The organism is Paenibacillus sp. FSL K6-0108 (assembly GCF_045040695.1).
Classification (GTDB): domain Bacteria; phylum Bacillota; class Bacilli; order Paenibacillales; family Paenibacillaceae; genus Paenibacillus; species Paenibacillus pabuli_B.
Genome location: NZ_CP150288.1, coordinates 4699936 through 4721200 on the forward strand (window position 1 = coordinate 4699936; position 21265 = coordinate 4721200).

Below are 21265 nucleotides of genomic sequence, written 5' to 3' on the forward strand. Positions count from 1 at the left end.
TTATTTTTTATTAAAGAAACGGGAAAGCTCTCCCTGTATGAGAGATACTTGTCCAGGTCTCTTACCTGACACCAGTTGTTGTTTAAGCAGACGATGCAGTTGGGAGTCCGACAGCTCTCTACGTTTGACTTCTGTATCGGCTGTAATAACAGTCGCTTCTTCTGACTCTTTGGATACAGGATTCATCACTTGTTTAATGCCTGCGATGTTAACCCCTTTTTCAATCAGAGCCTTAATTTCCAGCAATCGTTCTACGTCATTGAAAGAGAACAAACGCTGATTACCTGACGTTCTCGCAGGAACAATCAAACTGTGCTGCTCATAATAACGAATCTGACGCGCGGACAGATCTGTAAGCTTCATTACAATACCTATCGGGAATAAGGCCATATTTCTGCGAATTTCGTCACCCATCATTCATCAACCTTCCAGTCATCTTTTCTTCACTCTATTGTACATTTAGTTATTACTAAGTGTCAATGATGTGTTAGATAAACTCACAATAATTTGCGTTCTTTCATGGTCTGTAATGCCATCAAAACGCCATATTTAACATGAGAGTATGTTAAACCGCCCTGCATATAGCCAATAAAAGGCTCTCGGATAGGCGCATCTGCTGACAATTCAAGACTCCCGCCCTGTATAAACGTACCTGCCGCCATGATGACAGGATGCTCGTAACCCGGCATGTCCCACGGTTCAGGAACAACATGGCTATCTACTGCAGCAGCCCGCTGTATTCCTTGTACAAAGGCAATTAAGTGCTCTGCCGAACTAAATTGAACAGCCTGAATCAGATCTGTACGTATCTCATTCCATGCCGGTTTGGTTACAAATCCGGATGCAGCAAACATCGCCGCAGCGAATGTACTTCCTTTAATGGCCTGTCCTACAATTGTCGGAGCCATGTAAAGTCCTTGGTAGATGCCACGCGTTGTTCCCAACATCGCGCCAACCTCACCACCAATTCCGGGAGCAGTCAAACGATAGGCTGCCAATTGTACGTATTTTTCCTTCCCGCATATGTATCCTCCGGTTTCCGCCAGACCTCCACCGGGATTCTTAATCAGAGAACCTGCCATCAGGTCTACTCCGACTTCAGTTGGTTCACGTTCCTCCGTGAATTCACCATAACAGTTATCCACAAATACGATGACATCTTCCTTGATTGCCTTTACACGTGAAACCATATCAGCGATTTCTTCAATACAGAAGGAAGATCTCCAATCATATCCTCTGGAGCGCTGAATACCAATGACTTTTGTCGCTGCATGGATATTTTTCTCTACCGCTGTCCAATCTACTCCGCCATCTTCCAACAGAGCCGTCTCCTGATAGCCAATGCCAAAATCGCGTAACGATCCTGTGCCATCGCCAGGTTTGCCAATGACCTTATGCAATGTGTCATAGGGCTTACCCGTGATGTATAACAACTCGTCACCCGGACGGAGCACACCGAACAAAGCTGTAGCTATGGTATGTGTACCTGATGCAAAATGGGGACGCACCAGTGCTGCCTCTGCACCAAACACATCGGCATACACTTCATCAAGTACTTCACGCCCCCGATCGTTATAAGCGTAACCCGTTGACCCCGCAAAGTGAAAATCGCTGACTTTTCTATGTTGAAAAGCATTAATTACTTTCCACTGGTTATGATCCGTAATACGGTCAATCTGTTGCAATTGCCCCTCAATCTGACGTTCAACCTGTTGTTGAAGTTCAATAATCTCTGAATCAAAGCTTGCCATCTTGCTTCATTCCCCTTCATAGCACGAATCTGACGTCATATATCAATTATCGTGTCAACTTATCATACAAATATGTCATCGATGTTACAGTTGTATGAAATCTTCAAGTAAATAACCGAATTTCTCATATTCACCTTTTTGCAGCTCTACTTCATAAATTACATCATTATCTTCAAATGTGGTCTCAACCACATCACCAATTTTGTAAAGTACTGATGTAAGATCCCCACGCTCAGCCGGAATACGGAACCGTTTGGTGTCACCAGTCAATTCAGCCTGGATGAGCTCTCGAATTTTCAACAAGTCATCCGCATCCAGTGCGCTCACTTTGATGTGCTCTTTATCTAAAGGAAGCATTTCAAGCTGCTCCGGTGTGCAAGCATCCTTTTTGTTATATAACACCAATTGCGGCTTGTCCCCTGAACCCAGCTGCTGCAAAATCGTTTGAACCGTTTTCATCTGATCTTCACGCATCGCAGACGATGCATCGACCACATGTAAGATAAGGTCCGCTTCATTCACTTCCTCCAGCGTTGCACGGAATGCTGCAATCAGATCATGAGGGAGGTTTTGTATAAACCCAACCGTATCGGTAAGTACGATTTCTTTACCACTTGGCAGTTCCATCGTCCGTGAAGTTGGATCCAGTGTGGCAAACAGCTGGTCTTGAATGTATACATCTGCTGCCGTTAATTGTTTAAGCAAGGTGGATTTACCCGCATTCGTGTAGCCTACAAGAGCTACCTGAACGATCCCCGTCTTTTTGCGACGCTCCCGATGCAGCTTGCGGTGACGTGTCACTTCTTCCAAATGACGCTTCAAGTCATCAATGCGACCCCGGATATGACGACGATCCGTCTCCAGTTTGCTTTCACCTGGACCCCGTGTTCCAATTCCACCACCGAGTCTTGATAAATTCTTCCCGTGACCCGACAAACGTGGTAACAAATAACTCAACTGAGCCAATTCGACCTGAATAATACCTTCTCTGGTGTTGGCCCGCTGCGCGAAGATATCCAAAATCAGCTGGGTACGGTCAATAATTTTGAGATCCAACGCTTCTTCCAGGTTACGTACCTGAGCACCAGACAGTTCCTGGTCAAAGATAGCTGTTGTTGCTCCCATTTCTTCAGCTATGGCCCGGAGTTCTTCCACTTTCCCCTTACCAATGAACCATTTGGTGTCCCGGGTTTCCCGATTTTGTGACAATACACTTAGCACTTCCACGCCTGCTGTCTCGGCGAGTTTCACCAACTCCTCAAGGGAGTACTCCGGGTTAATACCCGAACGTTTAACCTCATCGGTGATCAGACTCACCAATACGGCGCGATCCTTCTTCACCATATCTGTATCATGTGTGCCATTTGTCATCGTGTATATTCACTCCTTCTACTACGTTTCCGCATATATTCTGTACACCATGCTTACATGGCATGCTTTAAGCCGAACCGGTTAACCCGGCCGGCTGCTTCAAAAATTATATTATCGCTTACTTTTGATCAAACTTCAAATCCTCTGTGCGAATGGTCATCAGCTCCAGTTTCCCCGGATTTCCCTGGGTATACTGTTCCAATAGTCGAACTGCCTGATGACGAATGGATCGTTCAATGGCATTTCGAACATATCGGGCGTTGCTGAACGCATGAAGAGACTCATTTTTTTCCTGAAGCAGATGCTGCTTTAGTTTGAGTATGGTCTGTGGCATGAGAATATAGTCACGTTCCTTGGCCATAATCTCCGAAATTTGAATCAATTGATCAATGCTATAGTCTGGAAATTCAACCTGGATTGGAAAACGGGAAGGTAATCCGGGATTTGTCTGCAGGAAAAAATCAATCTCTTCCGAGTATCCTGCCAGGATAAGGATAAATTGATTCTTGTTATCTTCCATTGACTTTACCAATGTATCAATAGCTTCCTTCCCAAAATCCTTCTCGCCCCCGCGAGCCAGACTGTACGCCTCGTCAATAAACAGGATTCCACCCAATGCCTTCTTGACCAGATCTCTCGTTTTCTGTGCCGTATGCCCGATGTATTCCCCGACCAAGTCTGCACGTTCCACTTCAATCAAATGCCCTTTACTCAATACACCCATCTTCTGAAACAGCTTCGCAACAATTCGTGCTACCGTTGTTTTTCCGGTTCCCGGATTGCCTTTAAAAATCATATGATACACGTGCGCCCCACTCATTAGTCCAGCTTCGGAACGCATCTGGGCAATCTGTAAGAAAGCATAGATCTCAAATACTAGATCCTTGATATTTTCGAGACCAACCAGCTGCTCCAGTTCACCTTGTATCTCCTGAAAATGAGCATGTTTGGCTACACCTTTTGCTGCTTGTATTACTGCTTCATCTTCTTTGACCAGCATCTGAGGCTCCTGGTTACGCAAAATAACATTAATTTGTCTGGATGGTCTGCCTCCCGGTTGCCCTCCTGCAGCCATGACCCGTCCGTTCATTCGCCATCACCTCTATTTTATCGGGCTGAACTCTCCTGATTATTAATGTATTCTATCAGGTGCTCTAATATTAGAAGGATGGCAAAGAATTCTGTGACTGTTCCCTGACTTAAATCTGAATATTTTTCCTGAACTCCCCGTTCTCAAAAAGGTTTTGCCTATGCTTCAAAGACAACTGAAAATATGGAAACACATGTGCATCAATGGCATGCAGTAATTCCTTTGCTGTACGGGTAGCCAGATCATAATCCCCCGTTGTAATGTGCTTGCGTGAAAGAGCATCTTCAAGTTCATCCTCGTCCAGCAAAAATATTTCTCCATCCTTCAGGACAACGACATCCAGATACAGATCATCAAACCACGGAACCCCCTGATCGGTTATGCCCTGGCTGCGACATGTGTCAATATACCACTCAACAATCCGCTCCTGATCGTCAAACATGGCCGTAACAACAAAGTGCTCACCTTTCGGATAATACTGCAACCAGGAATAACCTTTATCTGCAATGCAGAAGGTGCTTCCTCCATAGGTTTTCCACAATGGCTCTTTCAAATCTTGTATCGTATACAACGTAATGTACCCCGTAAAAATTTTGGATTGAACGAACCGGCATGTAAATTGTCGGTTCGTAATCCGGCGCCAGTTCGCGCGGTCCCCGAATTTCCGTTTCATACGAACCCCTCTTTGCCGACCACAGGTCCGTGACCTGCTGATATTGGTGAACAGCGAATAACGTCGCATTACCGATTCCATAAGTCCTGGAATCCGATTTGCACACGTATTACGAATAGTTACAGCTTACCATATTTAAGTTATACACTCAAAATCAAGCTTTGCCCCATCCTATTGAATAGCCTTGGCTAATTTTCGTAAGGTACACGAACCAAAAAACCTGCTTCCCTAACATCAGGGAGCAGGTTTTAGGTTGCAATTATTTAATATGGTTTATTCTCGTTACCCACCAGTACCAGCTTGTGAATCTGTCGGTGCATCAGTCTCTCCAGCGTTACCGTTGCTTCCATTATCAGGCGGCGTGACAACCTCACCCGGTGTCATAACGGAACCATCATTGGAACCCTCCCCTGTACCTCCAGGTTCTGTTGTTCCCTGCCCAGGCGATGTATTTCCTTCTCCGTTCTGTCCGCCCCCTTGACCTGGCCCGCTGTTGTTACCATTATTTCCGTTGCCATTATTCCCATTACCATTACCATTGTTGCCATTACCATTGTTGCCATTATTCCCGTTACCATTGTTACCCTCAGAATTTCCATTTCCCTGCGAACCGTTGTCCGGATTTTCTGTTCCTGGCTGTTCTGTGCCCGGTTCCGTTCCTGGCTCTGTGCCCGTATCTGGCTGTTCCGGTTCCAGTTCCTCCGCTTCAATCATCAGCGATATAGTGTTGGATGGATCCGTCTCCTGTCCGGAAGCAGGGTCAACAGCAGTCACATAGTATTCATAGGTAAGACCTGGAAGTGCACTTAAATCCTGCGCACTCGTCGAACCCACCGCATCTAAGAGATGAGTGTACTGTCCCTCAGATGTTTCTTTTCTGTAAATCCGATACTGAGTCGAGGAATCCCCCGTTGCTGTCCAATTCAACGATACAGTTTGCGTAGATGGATCATACGACCCATTCAAACCACTCACTGAAAGCGTTGGCTGCTCTGGTTCTTTTTGCGGCGGAGGAGTCTGGGCTCCTGCTGGAGCTTTGAAGTCCTTCACAGGAACTCCTTTCAACGCATCCCCCATTACTTTGGCAAAGAACGCCGCTGACAGCTTGCTGCTATTCTTGAGCATGTGCGTTGCATCAGGATTGTCGTAACCCATCCATACGGCAGCAGTCCATTCAGGCGTGTATCCGACGAACCAAACATCACGATTGGCACTGTTGCCGGAAATGCCACTTTGAACAGTTCCCGTCTTACCAGCAACTGGTCGATCCAAACGTGCTGAACGACCTGTACCGTCATTTACCACGTTTTGCAGCATCTGAGTCATAGAATAAGCATTTTGCTCACTCATGACACGCGTTGTATGCGATTTATCGTGTTTATAAGTCGTTTTCCCTGCACTATCCTTAATTTCCTTAATGGAATAAGCCTGCTGGTATTCACCCAGATTAGCAAATGCACTATAGGCTTGCGCCATTTCCAACGTATTCGTACCTTTGCTAAGGCCACCCAACGCAATCGCCAGGTTTTTGTCTTCATCCGTAAGTTGGATCCCTACGCTTTTTGCAAACTGAACACCTGTATTCACACCTATTTTGCTTAAGAGCCATACTGCCGGAATATTTTCCGATTTTGTAATGGCATCCGTCATGCTAATGGTAGAAGAATACCCGTGCAAGTTCCCTGGGCAGTAGTTGCCAAAACATTGCTTTTCATTACTTAGCGACGAGTTTGCATTGTAATCACCCGATTCAAGAGCAGGTGCATAAGACACAATTGGCTTAAACGCCGAGCCAGGCTGTCTGCGACTCTGTGTTACCCGGCTATAACCCTTCGTTTGATAATCCCGTCCGCCTAGCAAGGCGACGAGACTGCCATTTTCATGATTCATGATTACCATGGAACCTTGAACCGGCTGATCATCTTTGCTTGACTCGAACAAGCTGTCATCCGAAAACGCACTCTCCATGGCTGTTTGGGCCTGAGCATCCATCGTCGTGTAAATCTTGTACCCGCCGATATTCAGATCATCCTCCGTTTTACCTGTCACTTTTTCAGCTTCACGAAGAACATAATCGATAAAAGCTTGGTACTTTTGCTCTTTTTCTGGAGGTGTATAGTCATAATCCACTGCTTTGGCTTCATCCATTTCCGCCTTGGTGATGTATCCTTGCTCATACATCAGCTGCAATACCACACCACGACGTGCCTTGGAATCATTGGGATTGCTCAGCGGGTTATAGGCAGAAGGCCCTTTAGGCATCGCTGCCAACGTGGCAATTTGCCAGATTTTCAAGTTGTTAAGGTCAGACTCCCCGAAATAAAATTCAGATGCAGCCTTAATTCCGTAACGCTGATGACCAAAGAAAATTCGGTTCAGATACATCGTCAGAATTTCGTCTTTTGTGTACTTGCGCTCCAATGCCATCGCAATGGAAACTTCCGTCGCTTTCCGGAAGAAGGTCTTGTCACGGGACAAGAACATATTTTTCGCCAGCTGCTGAGTCAGCGTACTGCCGCCCTCCACCATGGAGCGGGCCATGACGTCTTTTACCGCCGCCCGTCCGATGGACCAGATATCCACGCCCTGATGCTCGTAGAATCGTTTATCCTCTGTAGCAACAAAAGCTTCTTTTACCAAATCCGGAATATCTTCTTCCTTGACCGGCTCAAGCTTTTGAATGGACAACTCGCCCATTAACTGCCCGTTGCGATCATATACTTTTGAAGTTTCATTAATTGTTGTTTTGTCCAGATTGGCTTTGAGCAGCTTTTCTCCACTCACCATTATAAATAAATATCCACCCAGTGCACAGAATATGGCGATTGCCATAGTGAAAAACAGTGTCCAACCAACGCGTTTACCCGTAATTTTTTTCTTTTTAGAGGTCTTTGGCTTCGCTTTTTTGGTTGACTTGTTATTGTTGTTGCGATTGTTAGACCTCGACAACGGATCGTTTGGCATGTTACCTCCTGACTCCCTTTCGGTTGCATAATTTCTATTCGTCTGCTGACTCAAGCTCCTTAGAGCTTATTTTGCCCGGAATGAAAAGAACAACCCTTATTCAGGTTGCTCTGTCTCATTTCCTATACTTGTAGACGAAATGGTTGATAAAAAGGTTTCGTAATTTTTTAAGCTTCGCCGCTATTATCTTGCTGCATCAGCGATACGCTGCGTTGCGGCGTGAACGTGGAGATGGCGTGCTTGTAGACCATTTGCTGGCGTCCGTCGCTGTCAATGACGATCGTAAAATTGTCAAATGCCTTGATCGTTCCGCGGATTTGAAAGCCATTGGTCAGATAGACCGTAGCAGGAATGTTTTCTTTCCGCAGTTGGTTCAAGAACGTATCTTGGATGTTGATGGACTTGTTCATTAGCCGTACCCCCATTGGTTCATTTGAATTCGAGTTTAAGTAATATTCAATATCGCTGAGTAGCTTTCGTGCTATTATATCATGAACGGATTCATATAATCCACAAAAACCCCTTGTCTGCTATTTTGCACCCATGCCTGAGCTTCGCTTGCAACTAGAAGACTTATCCATTATACACCGCTTGTCAGAATTGCAAAAGAGGGACAATTTCTGCCTTTTCGACATGCTTTCCTCCTTACTTCTCCTGATCTGTAAACGGTTTTCCTTCTTCGCCGGCTAACGTACTATTTTTCCGATTTTTTCTATCATTGATTAAGAGTTTCAGGTATGTATTGGTATTGATTAGAACGATAATTAACCAAATTAAGGCGATAAGACCTCCAATGGCAAAGCCAATTCCAAATAACCCTGAGAAAAAGAGATATAAACTTGCCATGCCGCTCGGTTCTGCACTCATAAAATCTTCCCCCTTCCCACTTTAGCTTAGAATCAAAATAAATTTGCTTGTCATTTGAATTCATTTTAATATTTATGTTATTTTTTCACAATGAATATCTTTACTTAAATTTGTATATACATCCGATTATTCCCTCTTTTAATGACGTCATTTCATATCAAAAAAGTAAGAAGAGGATGTCCCATAAGTCATGAATATGACGGGGGCATCCTCTTTTAGTGTTATTTTGTTTTAATGAACCTGACACACGCTATTCGCTCCCATTTGCCCAGATCTGAGATCTAACGAATTACAGAGACGTTATTTCGTCGATTCACTTGATTTTTTAGGTTTTGAAGCCCTTTTATGACGAAAAAGCGTTACTGAGGTTCGTTAAATCTTGCAACCGTTGATGATCTGCCTTTTAAGGTGCGGTAGGTTCGTTAGCGCTTGGAGCGAGGCGGAATTCCTTTTGAGACAGCCCCTTCTAAAGTCCTAAAGAGGTGGCAAACTCCACCTAATATTCAGTTAAACTTTCGTTTGATCATCTCACATACCTGGGCATAATTGCCTGAAAAATCATCGGTGTCTGTCATATCCACCCACTCGATATCCTTCATATGACGGAACCAGGACAATTGCCGCTTGGCAAAACGGCGCGTATCCCTTTTCAGCCACTCTACCGCAGCCTCCCAGCTGACTTCACCCTGGAGATACGCTGCAATTTCCTTATACCCGAGCCCCTGCATGGAGATATGTCCTCTAGCTACACCGCGCTCCAGTAAAGACTTAACCTCGTCTACCAAACCCTGTCCGATCATAAGATCAATTCGCTCTTCCACTCGGGCATACAGCTTCTGACGATCCATGGTCAAACCCACAATAAGCAGGTCATATGGAGACTCTTTTTTCTGGGAAGCCAGCTGCTCGGACAACTTTTCACCTGTGAGGTGATAGATCTCCAGTGCACGAACAATTCGGCGCTGGTCATTCGGATGCAGTCGTTCTGCACTAACCGGATCAATGACCCTCAGCTTATCATGTAACGCCTGCGGGCCATGTTGCTCAGCATAACGAAACTGTTCATCCCGAAACGCTTCATCCGAGCCGCTGTCCGAGAATTGAAAGCCGTAACATACCGATTCCACATACAGACCTGTGCCGCCAACAATAAAAGGCAACTTGCCGCGCTCATGGATTTCCCCAATCAGACGTGTGCAGCTCTCCTGAAATTCCGCCACGGAATAGGGGTATTCCGGTTCATGGATGTCAATGAGGTGATGGGGCACGCCCTTCATTTCATCGCGGGTAATTTTGGCTGTTCCGATATCCATTTCGCGATAGACCTGCATCGAATCTCCCGAAATAATCTCACAATTGAACGCCTGTGCAAGCTCAATACTCATTCTTGTTTTGCCTACAGCTGTTGGTCCAACCAGCACAAGCAGCTTCGGTTTAACTTCCGCTTTCAACATTAATCACTCCGTACAGTGTTTTTGCATTGCCCCGGTCGTGTACTTCAAAACCGAGTCTCGTAAATTCCGCGCTGCCGCGCTTCTCTTTCATAACGACCCGCTTGCGGGCAACTCTTTTGGCTTCAAAAATACTCTGTTCATCCAGTGCGTTGTGATTCGCATAATCCCGCAAAGGCTTGATGCCACTCGAATCCATCATCGGTTCACGAAACATGGGGTCAAAATAAACCGTGTCACAGCTTCGATCAGGCAAGGAACGCAGCAAATCGAGATGATTCACATGCCGCAGCTCAATGCGCCGGAAAGCTTCGTTTACCTCAGGCTTAATGCTCTCATATTGAGACATGCCTTCTACCAATAGCGTGTACAGTGGGAGGGAGCTTTCACAGGCGATGACCCGACCACTTTTGCCTACAGCAACCGAGAATACCAATGCATCGGTGCCCAACCCTGCTGTACAATCGATAACGATATCTCCTTCATGAATCGCCCCCGCCTCCAGCATCGGATCAGCTTCTCCATTTAATACACGCTTGGCCCGAACAAATCCCATACTGGGGTGAAACTCAAGCAGCGGTGAATCCGGTCGAAACAAACGAACTTTACCCTGAAGCACAACTACAATCTCATCGATCCCATAATGTGCGACCAGTGCAGGCAAAGACATTTTTTTGCGCGGTACATAGGTCCCTCCCGTTGTTTCCGCCAGGTTTCGTGCACGTTCCACAAGGTGGCCTGCTTCCTTTTCACCGGTTGTAATATACATAACTTCCTCCTAAATAGCTACATGACCCGTTTGAATAACTTCTCCAGATCATAGGTTGAAAATGAAACCACAATCGGTCTCCCGTGTGGACATGTATACGGTTGACGGCAAGAGGCAAGACGCTGAATCAGCACTTCCGCCTCCTGATCCGTCAATTTCTGATTGGCTTTGATGGAAGCCTTGCAAGAGCACATAATGGACGCCGCTTCTCGCATCTTGGCAACATCAATACTGCGTTCACTCAGCACCCATTCTGACATCTCTTCAATAATGTCTTTCTCATCCCCCTTGGGGAACCAGAACGGGTGGGAACGCACCCGGAAGGTTTGTCCACCGAAATGTTCCAGGTACACACCCGCCTGCTCAAACCAAGCCAGTCTTGCTTTGAGCTTTTCGGTCTCGGATGGTGTGAACTCCAGTGTAATGGGCAGCAGCAGCTCCTGTGAAGCCTGAGCTGGATTGCCAAACTGCTCGTAGTAATACTCATAATTCACTCGTTCATGGGCTGCATGCTGATCGATCAGATACAGACCATCTTGATTTTGTGCAATCAAATATGTTCCATGGTGCTGCCCAATCAGGCTCAGTTCAGGAAATGCGGGCATGGAAACATCCGATTTAACGGCGGAAGCCAGCCTTGCCGGGTCCGGTAAACTTGGAGCCTTCCAGCTTCGCTCTCCTTTTGCAGCCGCCGCAGATGGGTTATAAGATGAACGTGCTTCTCTAACCGGAGAATTCACCGAATTGGAACGATAGGCAGAAGCCTGAACCTGTGAAGTCGATGGCCCCTTATCCCCAGTTGAAGGCGTTGCATCCTGCGCAGCACGATCCTTAGCAGCACTTGCACTTGTATTCTCACTCACAGCAGAAGCTGGTTCACTATGTGAATGTTCGTCATGACCATCATTATGCTTCAGAACATTAGATCCTAGGTCCCCGCCCAACATCCCGAATGGATCATAGGTTGGTGGTACCTCGGGTGGAGCTTCAGGCAACGGCTGCGTTTGATTCTCACCGTTTCCATCAGGAGTTGATTGCACATCAGCCGGAGCGTCCAGATCCAGATCATCGTCCTCTGAAGTCATTTTCGCGGGTCCGGCATTTCTTCCTAATGGACCCTGCTGCCCATAACCTGAGGATTCCGGCTCATCCTTCAAAGGACCTCTGGGGAACAGAAATTGTTCCTGGATAAAGGAACTGTTATCTCCACGTCTGATTTGCTGCTTGGTTACCTGTGGAATGAGCACTTCCTTCCGCAATATGCCACGCAGTGTCGTTTCCACAAACTCGTACAGCTCCGCTTCCTTGCTGAAACGAACCTCCAGCTTCGCCGGATGTACGTTCACATCGACCAGGGACGGATGCATCTCCAACTGCACCACGACAAGCGGGAACCGATTAATAGGTAGCAGCGTATGATACGCCTTCAGAATAGCTTGGTTGAGCCCGTAATTCCGAATAAATCGTCCATTCACAATGGTCGACATGCCGCCACGATTGGCACGAGTCCATTCCGGCAAACTGATCAGCCCGCTCACACGATAGTCCAGACTCTCTCCCTGAATGGGGAGCATCGCTTTGGCGGCACTGGTACCATAGATCGCTGCAACCACTTGCAGCAGATCCCCATTGCCCAGCGTCTGCAGCAGCGTATTTTCATTATGACGCAGCGTGAATGAGATGTTAGGATGGGACATGGCCATGCGATAGAGAACATCCGAGATATGTCCCAGCTCGGTCTGGATCGTTTTCATATATTTAAGCCTGGCCGGCGTATTGAAAAATAGTTCTTTCACCTCAAAGTCCGTACCTTGGGGCGAGGTTTCATCCTCATGTGAGAGAAGTTTGCCGCCCTCAATCACGATTCGTCGCCCTCGCCCGTCATTCCCGCTGGCCGATAACACTTCCACCTTGGAGACAGCGGCAATACTTGCCAAGGCCTCTCCCCGGAATCCAAGACTTGTGATCTGGAACAGATCGCGGCCATGAGCTATTTTACTGGTTGCATGACGATAGAAGGCCTTTTCCATATCCTCTGGCTCAATACCGGAGCCATTGTCTTTGACCCGAATACGGAGCAGTCCTCCCTCTTCCACCGTAACATCAATCTTGGAGGCGCCTGCATCCACCGAATTTTCGAGCAGTTCCTTCACGACTGAAGCAGGCCGTTCGACCACCTCACCTGCTGCAATCTGGTTGGCAATATGTTCATCAAGCACATGAATTTTCGCCACAGGTCTTCCCCTCCCCTATACTCAGGATAATTGCTGTGCCTTCAATTTAAGATCATTCAGTATTTGCATCGCCTGAAGCGGCGTCATGTTCATAACATCAATATCTTTCATATTACGAATAAACTCGCGGGCAGGCTTGTCAAGGGCAGCAACCTCCGTTTTTGGAGACACACTTGGCTCTTCATCCCCAAAGATGGACAGCTGAACCACATCGGCATGTTTGGAGACTGACTGCTGCTTGCTGGTTGGTTTATTAGCATGTTGTTTCCGCGCCGGATCTTCAGTCGCCACAGTGAGTTCGACAGGTTCTGTAGATCCCTGCTCCCGAACCAATGACGAATGATCAGTTGACTGGAACTCTGCACCATCTCGAGCATAATCACCTGACTTCTGCTTGTCATTCCCGCCAAATTCGCTGCCAACCGCAACCTGAGCCGCCGCATGCTCAAAACCGTGCAGCAAACCATTCGCCCGTTCAATAATGCTGTCCGGCAGCCCTGCAAGCCGTGCGCAATAGATCCCGTAGCTGCTGCTGGCTGCCCCAGCAATCAATTTACGCAGGAAATTAACCTTGTCCCCGCTCTCTTGAACAGCCATGGAGTAATTCGCCAACTTGTCCAAACTCTCTTCCAGATGAGCAAGCTCATGAAAGTGAGTGGATACAAGTGCTTTACACCCAATGATATCATGCACATATTCAATGACGGACTGTGCAATGGCCATTCCCTCACTGGTAGACGTTCCCCGGCCCAATTCATCAATAATAATCAGACTGCGTGGTGTTGCTTTGTCCGTCATGACCTGAATGTCGGCCATCTCCACCATAAACGTACTTTGTCCGCCGATGAGATCGTCTGCCGCACCAATCCGTGTGAAAATACGATCCATAATCGGTACTTCAGCATGTCCTGCCGGCACAAAACAGCCAATCTGCGCCAGAATCGAAATCAGCGCTACCTGCCGCATATACGTACTTTTCCCTGCCATATTCGGGCCGGTAATCAGCAGAATACGCGCCTCTTCCTTCTGCATCGCAGTATCATTGGCAATGAAAGCTCCATCTCGCATTACTGCCTCAACCACTGGATGACGCCCCTGTTCCACGACCAGATCATAACCATCGGTCAAGGTAGGCCGTACGAAATTACGCTCTGCACTGATGACGGCAAAGGATTGATACACATCAATCTCCGCGACCAGCTCAGCCAGCTTCTGCAGTCTGGAGATCTCCTGGTTGAGCCGTTCCCGCAATTCAGCGAACAAGCCGTACTCAATATCAACCATCTTGTCCTGAGCTTCCAGAATCAGCGTTTCTTTTTCTTTCAGCTCCGGTGTAATATAACGCTCAGCATTAGCAAGGGTTTGTTTCCGCTCGTAACGGCCTTCCGGCAGAGAAGACAGATTCGACTTGGTAATTTCAATATAGTACCCGAATACTTTGTTGTACCCGATTTTCAGTGAGCGAATGCCCGTCGCTTCACGCTCTCTGGCTTCCAGCTCAGCAATCCACTGCTTGCCATTCACCGAGGCTTCCCTGAGCTCATCCAGCCGCTCATGGTATCCTTCACGAATTAAGCCACCATCTCGAACCGACACAGGCGGCTCATCAACGATAGCCTGAGCGATCGCATCCCGCAAATCACTACATTCGTCCATAACACCAGCAATGTGCTGTAATGTCGTGGAAGGTGAGCCTGCACAATACTGACGTAATCCCGGAATTTTGTCCAGTGACAGCTTCAGTGCATTCAGATCCCGACCGTTGGCGTTACCAAAGGCAATTCGACCCACCAGGCGTTCCAGATCGTAGATGTCTTTGAGCTCTGCTCTAAGATCTTCCCGCAGTATAAACTGGTTATACAGCGTGTCTACCGCCTCCAGCCGCTCATTGATTTTGCCTTTTTGCAGCAAGGGTTTATCTACCCACCGACGCAGCATGCGAGCACCCATGGATGTCTCTGTGCGGTCCAACAGCCAGAGCAGCGAACCTTTCTTCGAACGTTCACGTACCGTCTCCACCAGTTCCAGATTACGCCGAGTAAAAGGGTCCAGAATCATAAAGTGATCCGGCTCATACGTCGAAACCTGTGTCAATTGTCCAAGAGAACGTTTCTGTGTCTCACTTAAGTAGGAGAAAAGACGCGCTATACAAGCTTGACGTTCAGGCTCCAGACGAGCCCATACCGCTTCGCCAAATTGCTGACGCACCAAATCTTCCTTGCTCTTCGTCCAGGGTGTGTATACCACAGGCCGACCAATTGGAGATGCCTGGGTAGCCACCGTATCCAACAGTGCTGCATCCCCCACCAGTTCCGAAGGTTCGTAGATCCCGATCTCATCCTTGAGCCATTCCTCGGAGTATGGCACAGAGGTCACGTAGAGCTCTCCCGTGGACAAGTCACAGGCAGCCAGTGCAAGTGTGTTCAGATTCCCTGTCAGGCACACCATATAGTTGTTGGACTTGTCCCCCAATGTCTTGCCTTCCATTACCGTTCCGGGTGTTATAACGCGTACAATTTCACGCCGCACCATGCCTTTGGTTACCGTTGGATCTTCCATCTGTTCACAGATGGCTACTTTGTATCCTTTTTCAATCAAGCGCTGTATGTAATTGTCAGCCGAATGATAAGGCACACCGCACATCGGGATTTTATCTTCTCCCCCACCTGCGCGCGCTGTTAATGTTATTTCCAGCTCACGGGAAGCATTAACCGCATCCTCAAAGAACATTTCATAGAAATCACCTAGTCTAAAAAAAAGAAAAGCGTCCTGCGCTTCGGCCTTCACTTGCAAATATTGTTGAATCATTGGCGTATACTGAGCCATGAGTATCCTCCATCCGTTCCATTGTTGTCAGGAAGAGAAGCTGTCCCGGAAGGAGCAATAAGGCGGTCAGACACCTTATTCGTGCCACCGCCTCAGTTTCGGCATCCGCCGCTTCCCTCACAGGTTGCTGTTCCATTTCTTCCGTAACGATGATCAAAATCGACTTAATTCTCATTATAACAAAAAAGTGCCCACTCTTCATGAACCTGCTCGAATATTCCAGAGTTTACGTATATCCCGACTCTCGTCCCACGTCTTACCTTGTATAAGCTGGCTAATTAATGGAGCGGCGTAACGTTCATAACGTTCATAACCGTCCATCTGCATCAGGTCATCCAGCAGTGACGGAATATGCGCCTGCATCACTTCACGGTTGCCTTCATAAAATGCAGTATGAATAGCAGCCTTCGCCAACGGACGCTGATGCAGCTGATGATAGCCTCTTACGATAAGACCAGCCAGAGCAACAACGCCTTTGGCAACCAGAGGGGATACCAGAAAACTGGGCAATGTGCGATATTCGAATCCACCGTATGATTTCAGTCGAAAATCACCTAATGCCCCATAACGTGGACGGCGGCCTGATCCTCGTGGATCCTGAAGAACGGCAAGCGGCAGCGCCAGATAATTGTCAAGTGCGCGCAGCAGCTCCCCATTTAGCGTAACACCACTGAAATGAACATGTCCGCCCAGTGGCAAGCCACGCTGGGGCATTCCTCCTGCCTGCCAGATCAGTGAGTGATCACTAATGCTGCGGTCTGCGACCGCGAAGGCTCTCATCAGATGAGCCAGCAGTTCACGCGGCTCCGAGCTGGGAACCGGTCGCAGTTCGGCTACAGGATATATTCGTCTTCCACCAATCGTCACGGAATCACAGCCGGCTATGCCTGTTCGCTCGAGAAATCGGGAGGCGGGTACAATTTTGGACTCTGGCATCTGCACAAGCAGGAACTCGGGGTCCATTCCTATGATAGGGGCCGCATTACGATGTCGCTCTTCATCCAGTTCGGACTGAAGCTGTTTCCAGCCTGCGCGGTACATCGCAGAGAGATCTGTCATTCCCTTCCATGGCCTGGGGTCAATCGAGATGACAGAACAACCGCTTTTGCCTGTTGCTTCGAGTCTTACAGCGCCGTGATCCAATCCAACCGTATACAATGTTTTGGTGGCAAGTCGTTCAATGCGTTTGAATAACGTGGATGCCGCTTCGCGATCCAGCACACTTTCTTGCGTTCCACCCATGCCACTGGTGTCCCTGCGCTTGATGCGAATCGCTTGCAGACAGCATATCTCCACATCGTAACGTACACGCAGGCCCAACTCCCGGTCACGCCTGCCTTGTGAAGCCAGTACTTCAATGCCAGAACGTTTCAGACGATCTACCCTTTCACGAGGGAGCATGCGCTCATATCGGCGCACCGCCTCCTCTGCCTCATCGACCACATTCATCCTGTCCCTCCTCCCGATTTTCGCCCAAAATAAAAAAAGAGGGCTTACGCCCTCTTCACTGCCGCTTGCGGCGCATATGATACCTTAAGTTTATGAGTCCAGATCGATGAGCTTACAACTCATCGTCAAGCAGGTCAGGATCGAGATCGTCATAATCTCCATCACCACTGCCGAAGTCATAATCCTTGTCTTCGTAATCTCCACAGCCATCCGTGCACACTTTCACACAGACTTTGGTCTCGGCGACCAGTTCAACAGCGAATTCCCGTTCTACCCGGATAATTACGCTGCTTCCTCCTGCTGACACCGTGGCCTCCACGCAGCTCGGTTCCTGCGTTGCATCCGCAGATACCTCTACAGTGGCGGCCCGGTGTTTCGGGTCCAGATAGGACAAAGGCACATGTTCTACATACGACACCGTTTCTTTGGCTACATCCGTCTGTGAATTTTTGTCATAGGAATACCAAATGTTGATATCGTAAGTACCAATAACTTCAATTCCGTCCCCCGCTGATACAGCTTCATATTGGTGGTTGATAATCCAAGCCCCCAAAATACTAGTCGGACCATTTGGCGGAGTCACGGTATGTGTTACGGTAGAGAACTTACGACCTTTGCCGCAGATCGCCTTCGTGATGATCTCTCTACATTGATGTTTATGACTCAATGACATCTTTAAACCTCCTCCATACAATCATTCTTTACAAGTGTATGCAGGGCATCCGTCTAGGGTGACAACTATTTTCTATTATTCATTTGTAGATTGGGACCGGTCCGACACCGGAGATGGTGCTTTGTCCTTCTTCGCAATTTTCAGATACAGCGCGAGTTCCCGGCACAACTGGAGAATAGCGGAACGAATCTCGAATTCTTCCCTTGTATCCGGCAACTCCATTTGCTTGAATTCTTCTTGCACATCTGCGAGAAGTTTTTCCGTACGTCCGGTGTAAGATTCAGTGAGTACATCTTGACTGAGCTGTTCGAACAGCTCTGATACCATTTCCGCATGCGGCATCTTCTGATAGATCTGGGATACCAGATGCATCATATGCTGGATAGAATCCAGCTGCGTTTTGCGCATATAAAAGTAAACACTCCATCCCTCGTTCGGATGAATGACCTGATTCTCCAATGAACGTTTGGCCGCTTCAATACCGCCCAGCACTGCCTTATCGGCTTCGATTAGCTCTTTTCCTGCCCACACTTCATTTGGATTGCGCAGCGTGGCTGCAAACTCCTTGAAGATAACCGAGAATAGTTCGTCAATTCTTTTGCGAATACGCAGCATTTGCGGGTCCGCAGCAGGCATATAAGCCAGATTAACCACCATCGCTGAACCGAGACCAATCAGCAGCAGTCCAATTTGAATCAAAACCACATGTACGTCCATTTCGCCGCCACCAAATACCCGGAACACCACAACAGAACCTGTTACAATGCCTTCCTTGAATCCGGCCCGAACGATAACCGGAAATGCAATCAGTATGTAGACCGCCAGCACCCAGTAATGGAAGCCAAGAAAGTGAAAAAGTACACTTGCGAATAAAAGCCCCACTACGGAAGCAAAAAATCGGGCAGATATGGTGCGAATACTTCTTTTTCGTGTTACATCAACGCCTAGTATGGCCAGCAAGCCCGCCGATGTTGGTCCAGGCAAACCGCACCAGTCCGCAATCAGCACAGCCATCAGCGCGGCTATTGCAGTTTTGATTACCCTAAAACCCATCTAACTCCCTCTCCTCTAAGCTGCATAAATGTCAAAGCCAGTGAGCCATGCCCATCCAGGTGGAATGCTTGTCCTATGCCTGCAGCGTGTACTGCCAAATATCCTATCCATAGTATTACACATCCTGCCAAAAACCATTTCTTCTCTAATTAAAAGAAGGATTCTGGAAGAACCGCATCTCATAATTCGATGCTACACTCATAAACGGCATCAACCGACATGCATATGCATGTCGGTCACAATAACGCGCCCCGGATGAGGGACGCTGGCCATTTGATTGATGCGACAGCAGCCTCTAGGCCCTTTTCTCCAATCGTCGCATTCATTCCGGACTGCGCGGAATAATCGTATTAGTATGGTACTTGATTTTACGGGTTCGGGCAACGTGACACCTCTTGTGAAATTGTATACATATCATGAAGCTCTCTTTTACACACGCATGCTTCGCAAAATCACCTGCGTCCTGCCAGCAGCTTGCGTTCTACATATACAACCATTTGGTACATCGCTGTCGCTACAGCAGCAATAATTAACAGGCTCGATAGAACGAGGGTAAAGTTGAACACTTGAAACCCATAGATGATCAGATAGCCCAACCCCTGCTTGGCGACCAGAAATTCACCCACGATGACACCAACCCAGGCCATACCCACGTTTACTTTTAAGGTAGAGACAATGGCAGGAAAGGAAGCGGGCAATACGACTTTGCTGAAAATCTCGGAGCGATCGCCACCAAACGTACGGATAACTTTAATATAGTTCTGATCCACTTCATTAAAACTGTTATACACGACAAGTGTAGTAATAATGACTGTGATTGACAAAGTCGTCATGACAATGGCAGTAAATCCTGCACCAAACATGACGATAAAGATTGGACCCAGCGCTACTTTGGGCATGCTGTTGAACACAACCATATAAGGATCAAGTACTTTGGACAAAAAAGGAGACCACCAGATCAGAACCGCAAGCAGTGTTCCGACGAGTGTCCCCAGCAAAAATCCAACTGCCGTTTCCCCTACGGTTACCCCAACATGCGCCCATAGTTCCCCGCTGATGATGTCCTTCCAGATCTGATTGAAAATTTTGCTGGGATAGCTGAACAAGAGCACATCTATCCAGCGAAGCCTTCCCGCCAGTTCCCAGAGCAAAAACATAAACACCAACATGGACAGCTGCACCGCCAGCACTTTATGTCGCCATCTGGCAACCTGTTGAATATGACTTTGGTGCAGCTGTCTCATCCAAACATCACGCGTTTCCTGCTTCTGTTTCGTCTGATTCACCCGTTCTTCTCACCTCCTCCGGACTGATCCAGTTCACTCCATAACGCCTGAAACAGCTCATTGAACCCTTGCTGCTCCCTCGCGTGAAAAGGCTGTGCGTTTCTTATATCTTCTGGAATAATAAACTCCCGCCGAATACGACCCGGATTACGATCAAGCACAATGACGCGGTCACTGACAGCGATAGCCTCGGACAGATCGTGGGTAACAAGCACCGAAGTTTTGCCTGATTTTTTCAATGTGTCCGAGACCAGATCCTCCAGCTGCAGCTTGGTTTGATAATCGAGAGCCGAGAAGGGTTCATCCAGCAACAGTATTCCCGGATCCGTAGCCAGTGTACGTACCAAAGCCACCCGTTGTCTCATGCCCCCGGATAGCTCGGAAGGATATTGGCTTTCAGTTCCAGCCAAACCCATACCTGCGAGCAGCTCACGCGTACGATCACGACTCTGTTCATTGAGCGTACCTGTCAGTTCAAGCCCGATCAGGGCATTATCCAAAATGGAACGCCACGGAAACAGATAATCCTGTTGCAGCATATATCCAATCTGGGCAGACGGCCCTTCAATGCGTTTCCCTTTAACCTTGACCTCGCCTGCGGTCGGTGTGAGCAGCCCGGCGATGATCGATAGTAATGTCGTTTTACCACATCCGCTAGGGCCAACAAGACTAATGAACTCCCCTTGCTCAATCTGAAGATTGAAATTTTCGATAACCAGTGATGCTTCACGCTCGCTGACATAGACTTGCGAAATCCCTTCCAGTCTGATCACCGTTTCGGATTCAGGCATACATGCTCACGTCCTTT

General features: G+C 47.7%; 18 protein-coding genes. All 18 read right to left on the reverse strand.

The window, feature by feature from the left end; translation table 11 throughout:
- Positions 1-414 carry a MerR family transcriptional regulator gene (locus tag MHB49_RS21215; RefSeq protein ID WP_063563200.1) on the reverse strand — a complete coding sequence of 138 codons (414 nt, stop codon included), beginning with the start codon at positions 412-414 and terminating at the stop codon, positions 1-3.
- An 83-nt stretch (positions 415-497) separates the two neighbouring features.
- Complete coding sequence (locus MHB49_RS21220) at positions 498-1751, reverse strand: aminotransferase class I/II-fold pyridoxal phosphate-dependent enzyme (protein ID WP_405152903.1); 1254 nt, start codon at positions 1749-1751, stop codon at positions 498-500.
- A gap of 84 nt (positions 1752-1835) precedes the next feature.
- Positions 1836-3122 (reverse strand): GTPase HflX, encoded by a 1287-nt coding sequence (gene hflX, locus MHB49_RS21225; protein WP_247898046.1) that lies wholly within the window; start codon positions 3120-3122, stop codon positions 1836-1838.
- A gap of 118 nt (positions 3123-3240) precedes the next feature.
- On the reverse strand, positions 3241-4212 hold the full coding sequence (locus MHB49_RS21230; RefSeq protein WP_247898047.1) for an AAA family ATPase: 972 nt from the start codon (positions 4210-4212) through the stop codon (positions 3241-3243).
- Positions 4213-4321: 109 nt separating this feature from the next.
- Entirely contained in the window at positions 4322-4885 is a 564-nt protein-coding gene (locus tag MHB49_RS21235; RefSeq protein ID WP_247898048.1) for a DUF402 domain-containing protein, read from the reverse strand.
- Positions 4886-5167: 282 nt separating this feature from the next.
- Positions 5168-7849, reverse strand: coding sequence for a PBP1A family penicillin-binding protein (locus MHB49_RS21240; RefSeq protein ID WP_405152904.1), 2682 nt, complete (start codon positions 7847-7849; stop codon positions 5168-5170).
- A 167-nt stretch (positions 7850-8016) separates the two neighbouring features.
- Positions 8017-8259: an RNA chaperone Hfq gene (gene hfq / locus MHB49_RS21245; RefSeq protein ID WP_017687918.1), complete on the reverse strand. Its 243-nt coding sequence runs from the start codon at positions 8257-8259 to the stop codon at positions 8017-8019.
- Between the two features lie 235 nt (positions 8260-8494).
- Positions 8495-8716: a hypothetical protein gene (locus MHB49_RS21250; RefSeq protein WP_405152905.1), complete on the reverse strand. Its 222-nt coding sequence runs from the start codon at positions 8714-8716 to the stop codon at positions 8495-8497.
- Between the two features lie 503 nt (positions 8717-9219).
- Entirely contained in the window at positions 9220-10167 is a 948-nt protein-coding gene (gene miaA, locus MHB49_RS21255) for a tRNA (adenosine(37)-N6)-dimethylallyltransferase MiaA (protein WP_405157208.1), read from the reverse strand.
- Positions 10151-10936: a class I SAM-dependent methyltransferase gene (locus MHB49_RS21260; RefSeq protein WP_405152906.1), complete on the reverse strand. Its 786-nt coding sequence runs from the start codon at positions 10934-10936 to the stop codon at positions 10151-10153. Before MHB49_RS21260 ends, miaA begins: the two co-directional genes overlap by 17 nt.
- 17 nt (positions 10937-10953) lie before the next feature.
- Positions 10954-13170 carry a DNA mismatch repair endonuclease MutL gene (gene mutL / locus MHB49_RS21265; RefSeq protein ID WP_405152907.1) on the reverse strand — a complete coding sequence of 739 codons (2217 nt, stop codon included), beginning with the start codon at positions 13168-13170 and terminating at the stop codon, positions 10954-10956.
- 21 nt (positions 13171-13191) lie between these two features.
- The gene (gene mutS / locus MHB49_RS21270; RefSeq protein WP_405152908.1) at positions 13192-15996 is read right to left on the reverse strand and encodes a DNA mismatch repair protein MutS; all 2805 of its coding nucleotides are present in this window, start codon (positions 15994-15996) and stop codon (positions 13192-13194) included.
- Positions 15920-16171 (reverse strand): hypothetical protein, encoded by a 252-nt coding sequence (locus MHB49_RS21275; protein WP_405152909.1) that lies wholly within the window; start codon positions 16169-16171, stop codon positions 15920-15922. The genes mutS and MHB49_RS21275 overlap by 77 nt, the downstream gene beginning before the upstream one ends.
- Positions 16172-16194: 23 nt before the next feature.
- Entirely contained in the window at positions 16195-17445 is a 1251-nt protein-coding gene (locus tag MHB49_RS21280; protein WP_405152910.1) for a putative amidoligase domain-containing protein, read from the reverse strand.
- Positions 17446-17557: 112 nt separating this feature from the next.
- Positions 17558-18118: an outer spore coat protein CotE gene (locus MHB49_RS21285; protein ID WP_247898057.1), complete on the reverse strand. Its 561-nt coding sequence runs from the start codon at positions 18116-18118 to the stop codon at positions 17558-17560.
- A 75-nt stretch (positions 18119-18193) separates the two neighbouring features.
- Complete coding sequence (locus tag MHB49_RS21290) at positions 18194-19171, reverse strand: aromatic acid exporter family protein (RefSeq protein ID WP_247898058.1); 978 nt, start codon at positions 19169-19171, stop codon at positions 18194-18196.
- A 452-nt stretch (positions 19172-19623) separates the two neighbouring features.
- Positions 19624-20415: an ABC transporter permease gene (locus MHB49_RS21295; RefSeq protein ID WP_405157209.1), complete on the reverse strand. Its 792-nt coding sequence runs from the start codon at positions 20413-20415 to the stop codon at positions 19624-19626.
- A gap of 38 nt (positions 20416-20453) precedes the next feature.
- Entirely contained in the window at positions 20454-21248 is a 795-nt protein-coding gene (locus MHB49_RS21300) for an ABC transporter ATP-binding protein (protein WP_247898059.1), read from the reverse strand.
- Positions 21249-21265 lie beyond the last annotated feature (17 nt).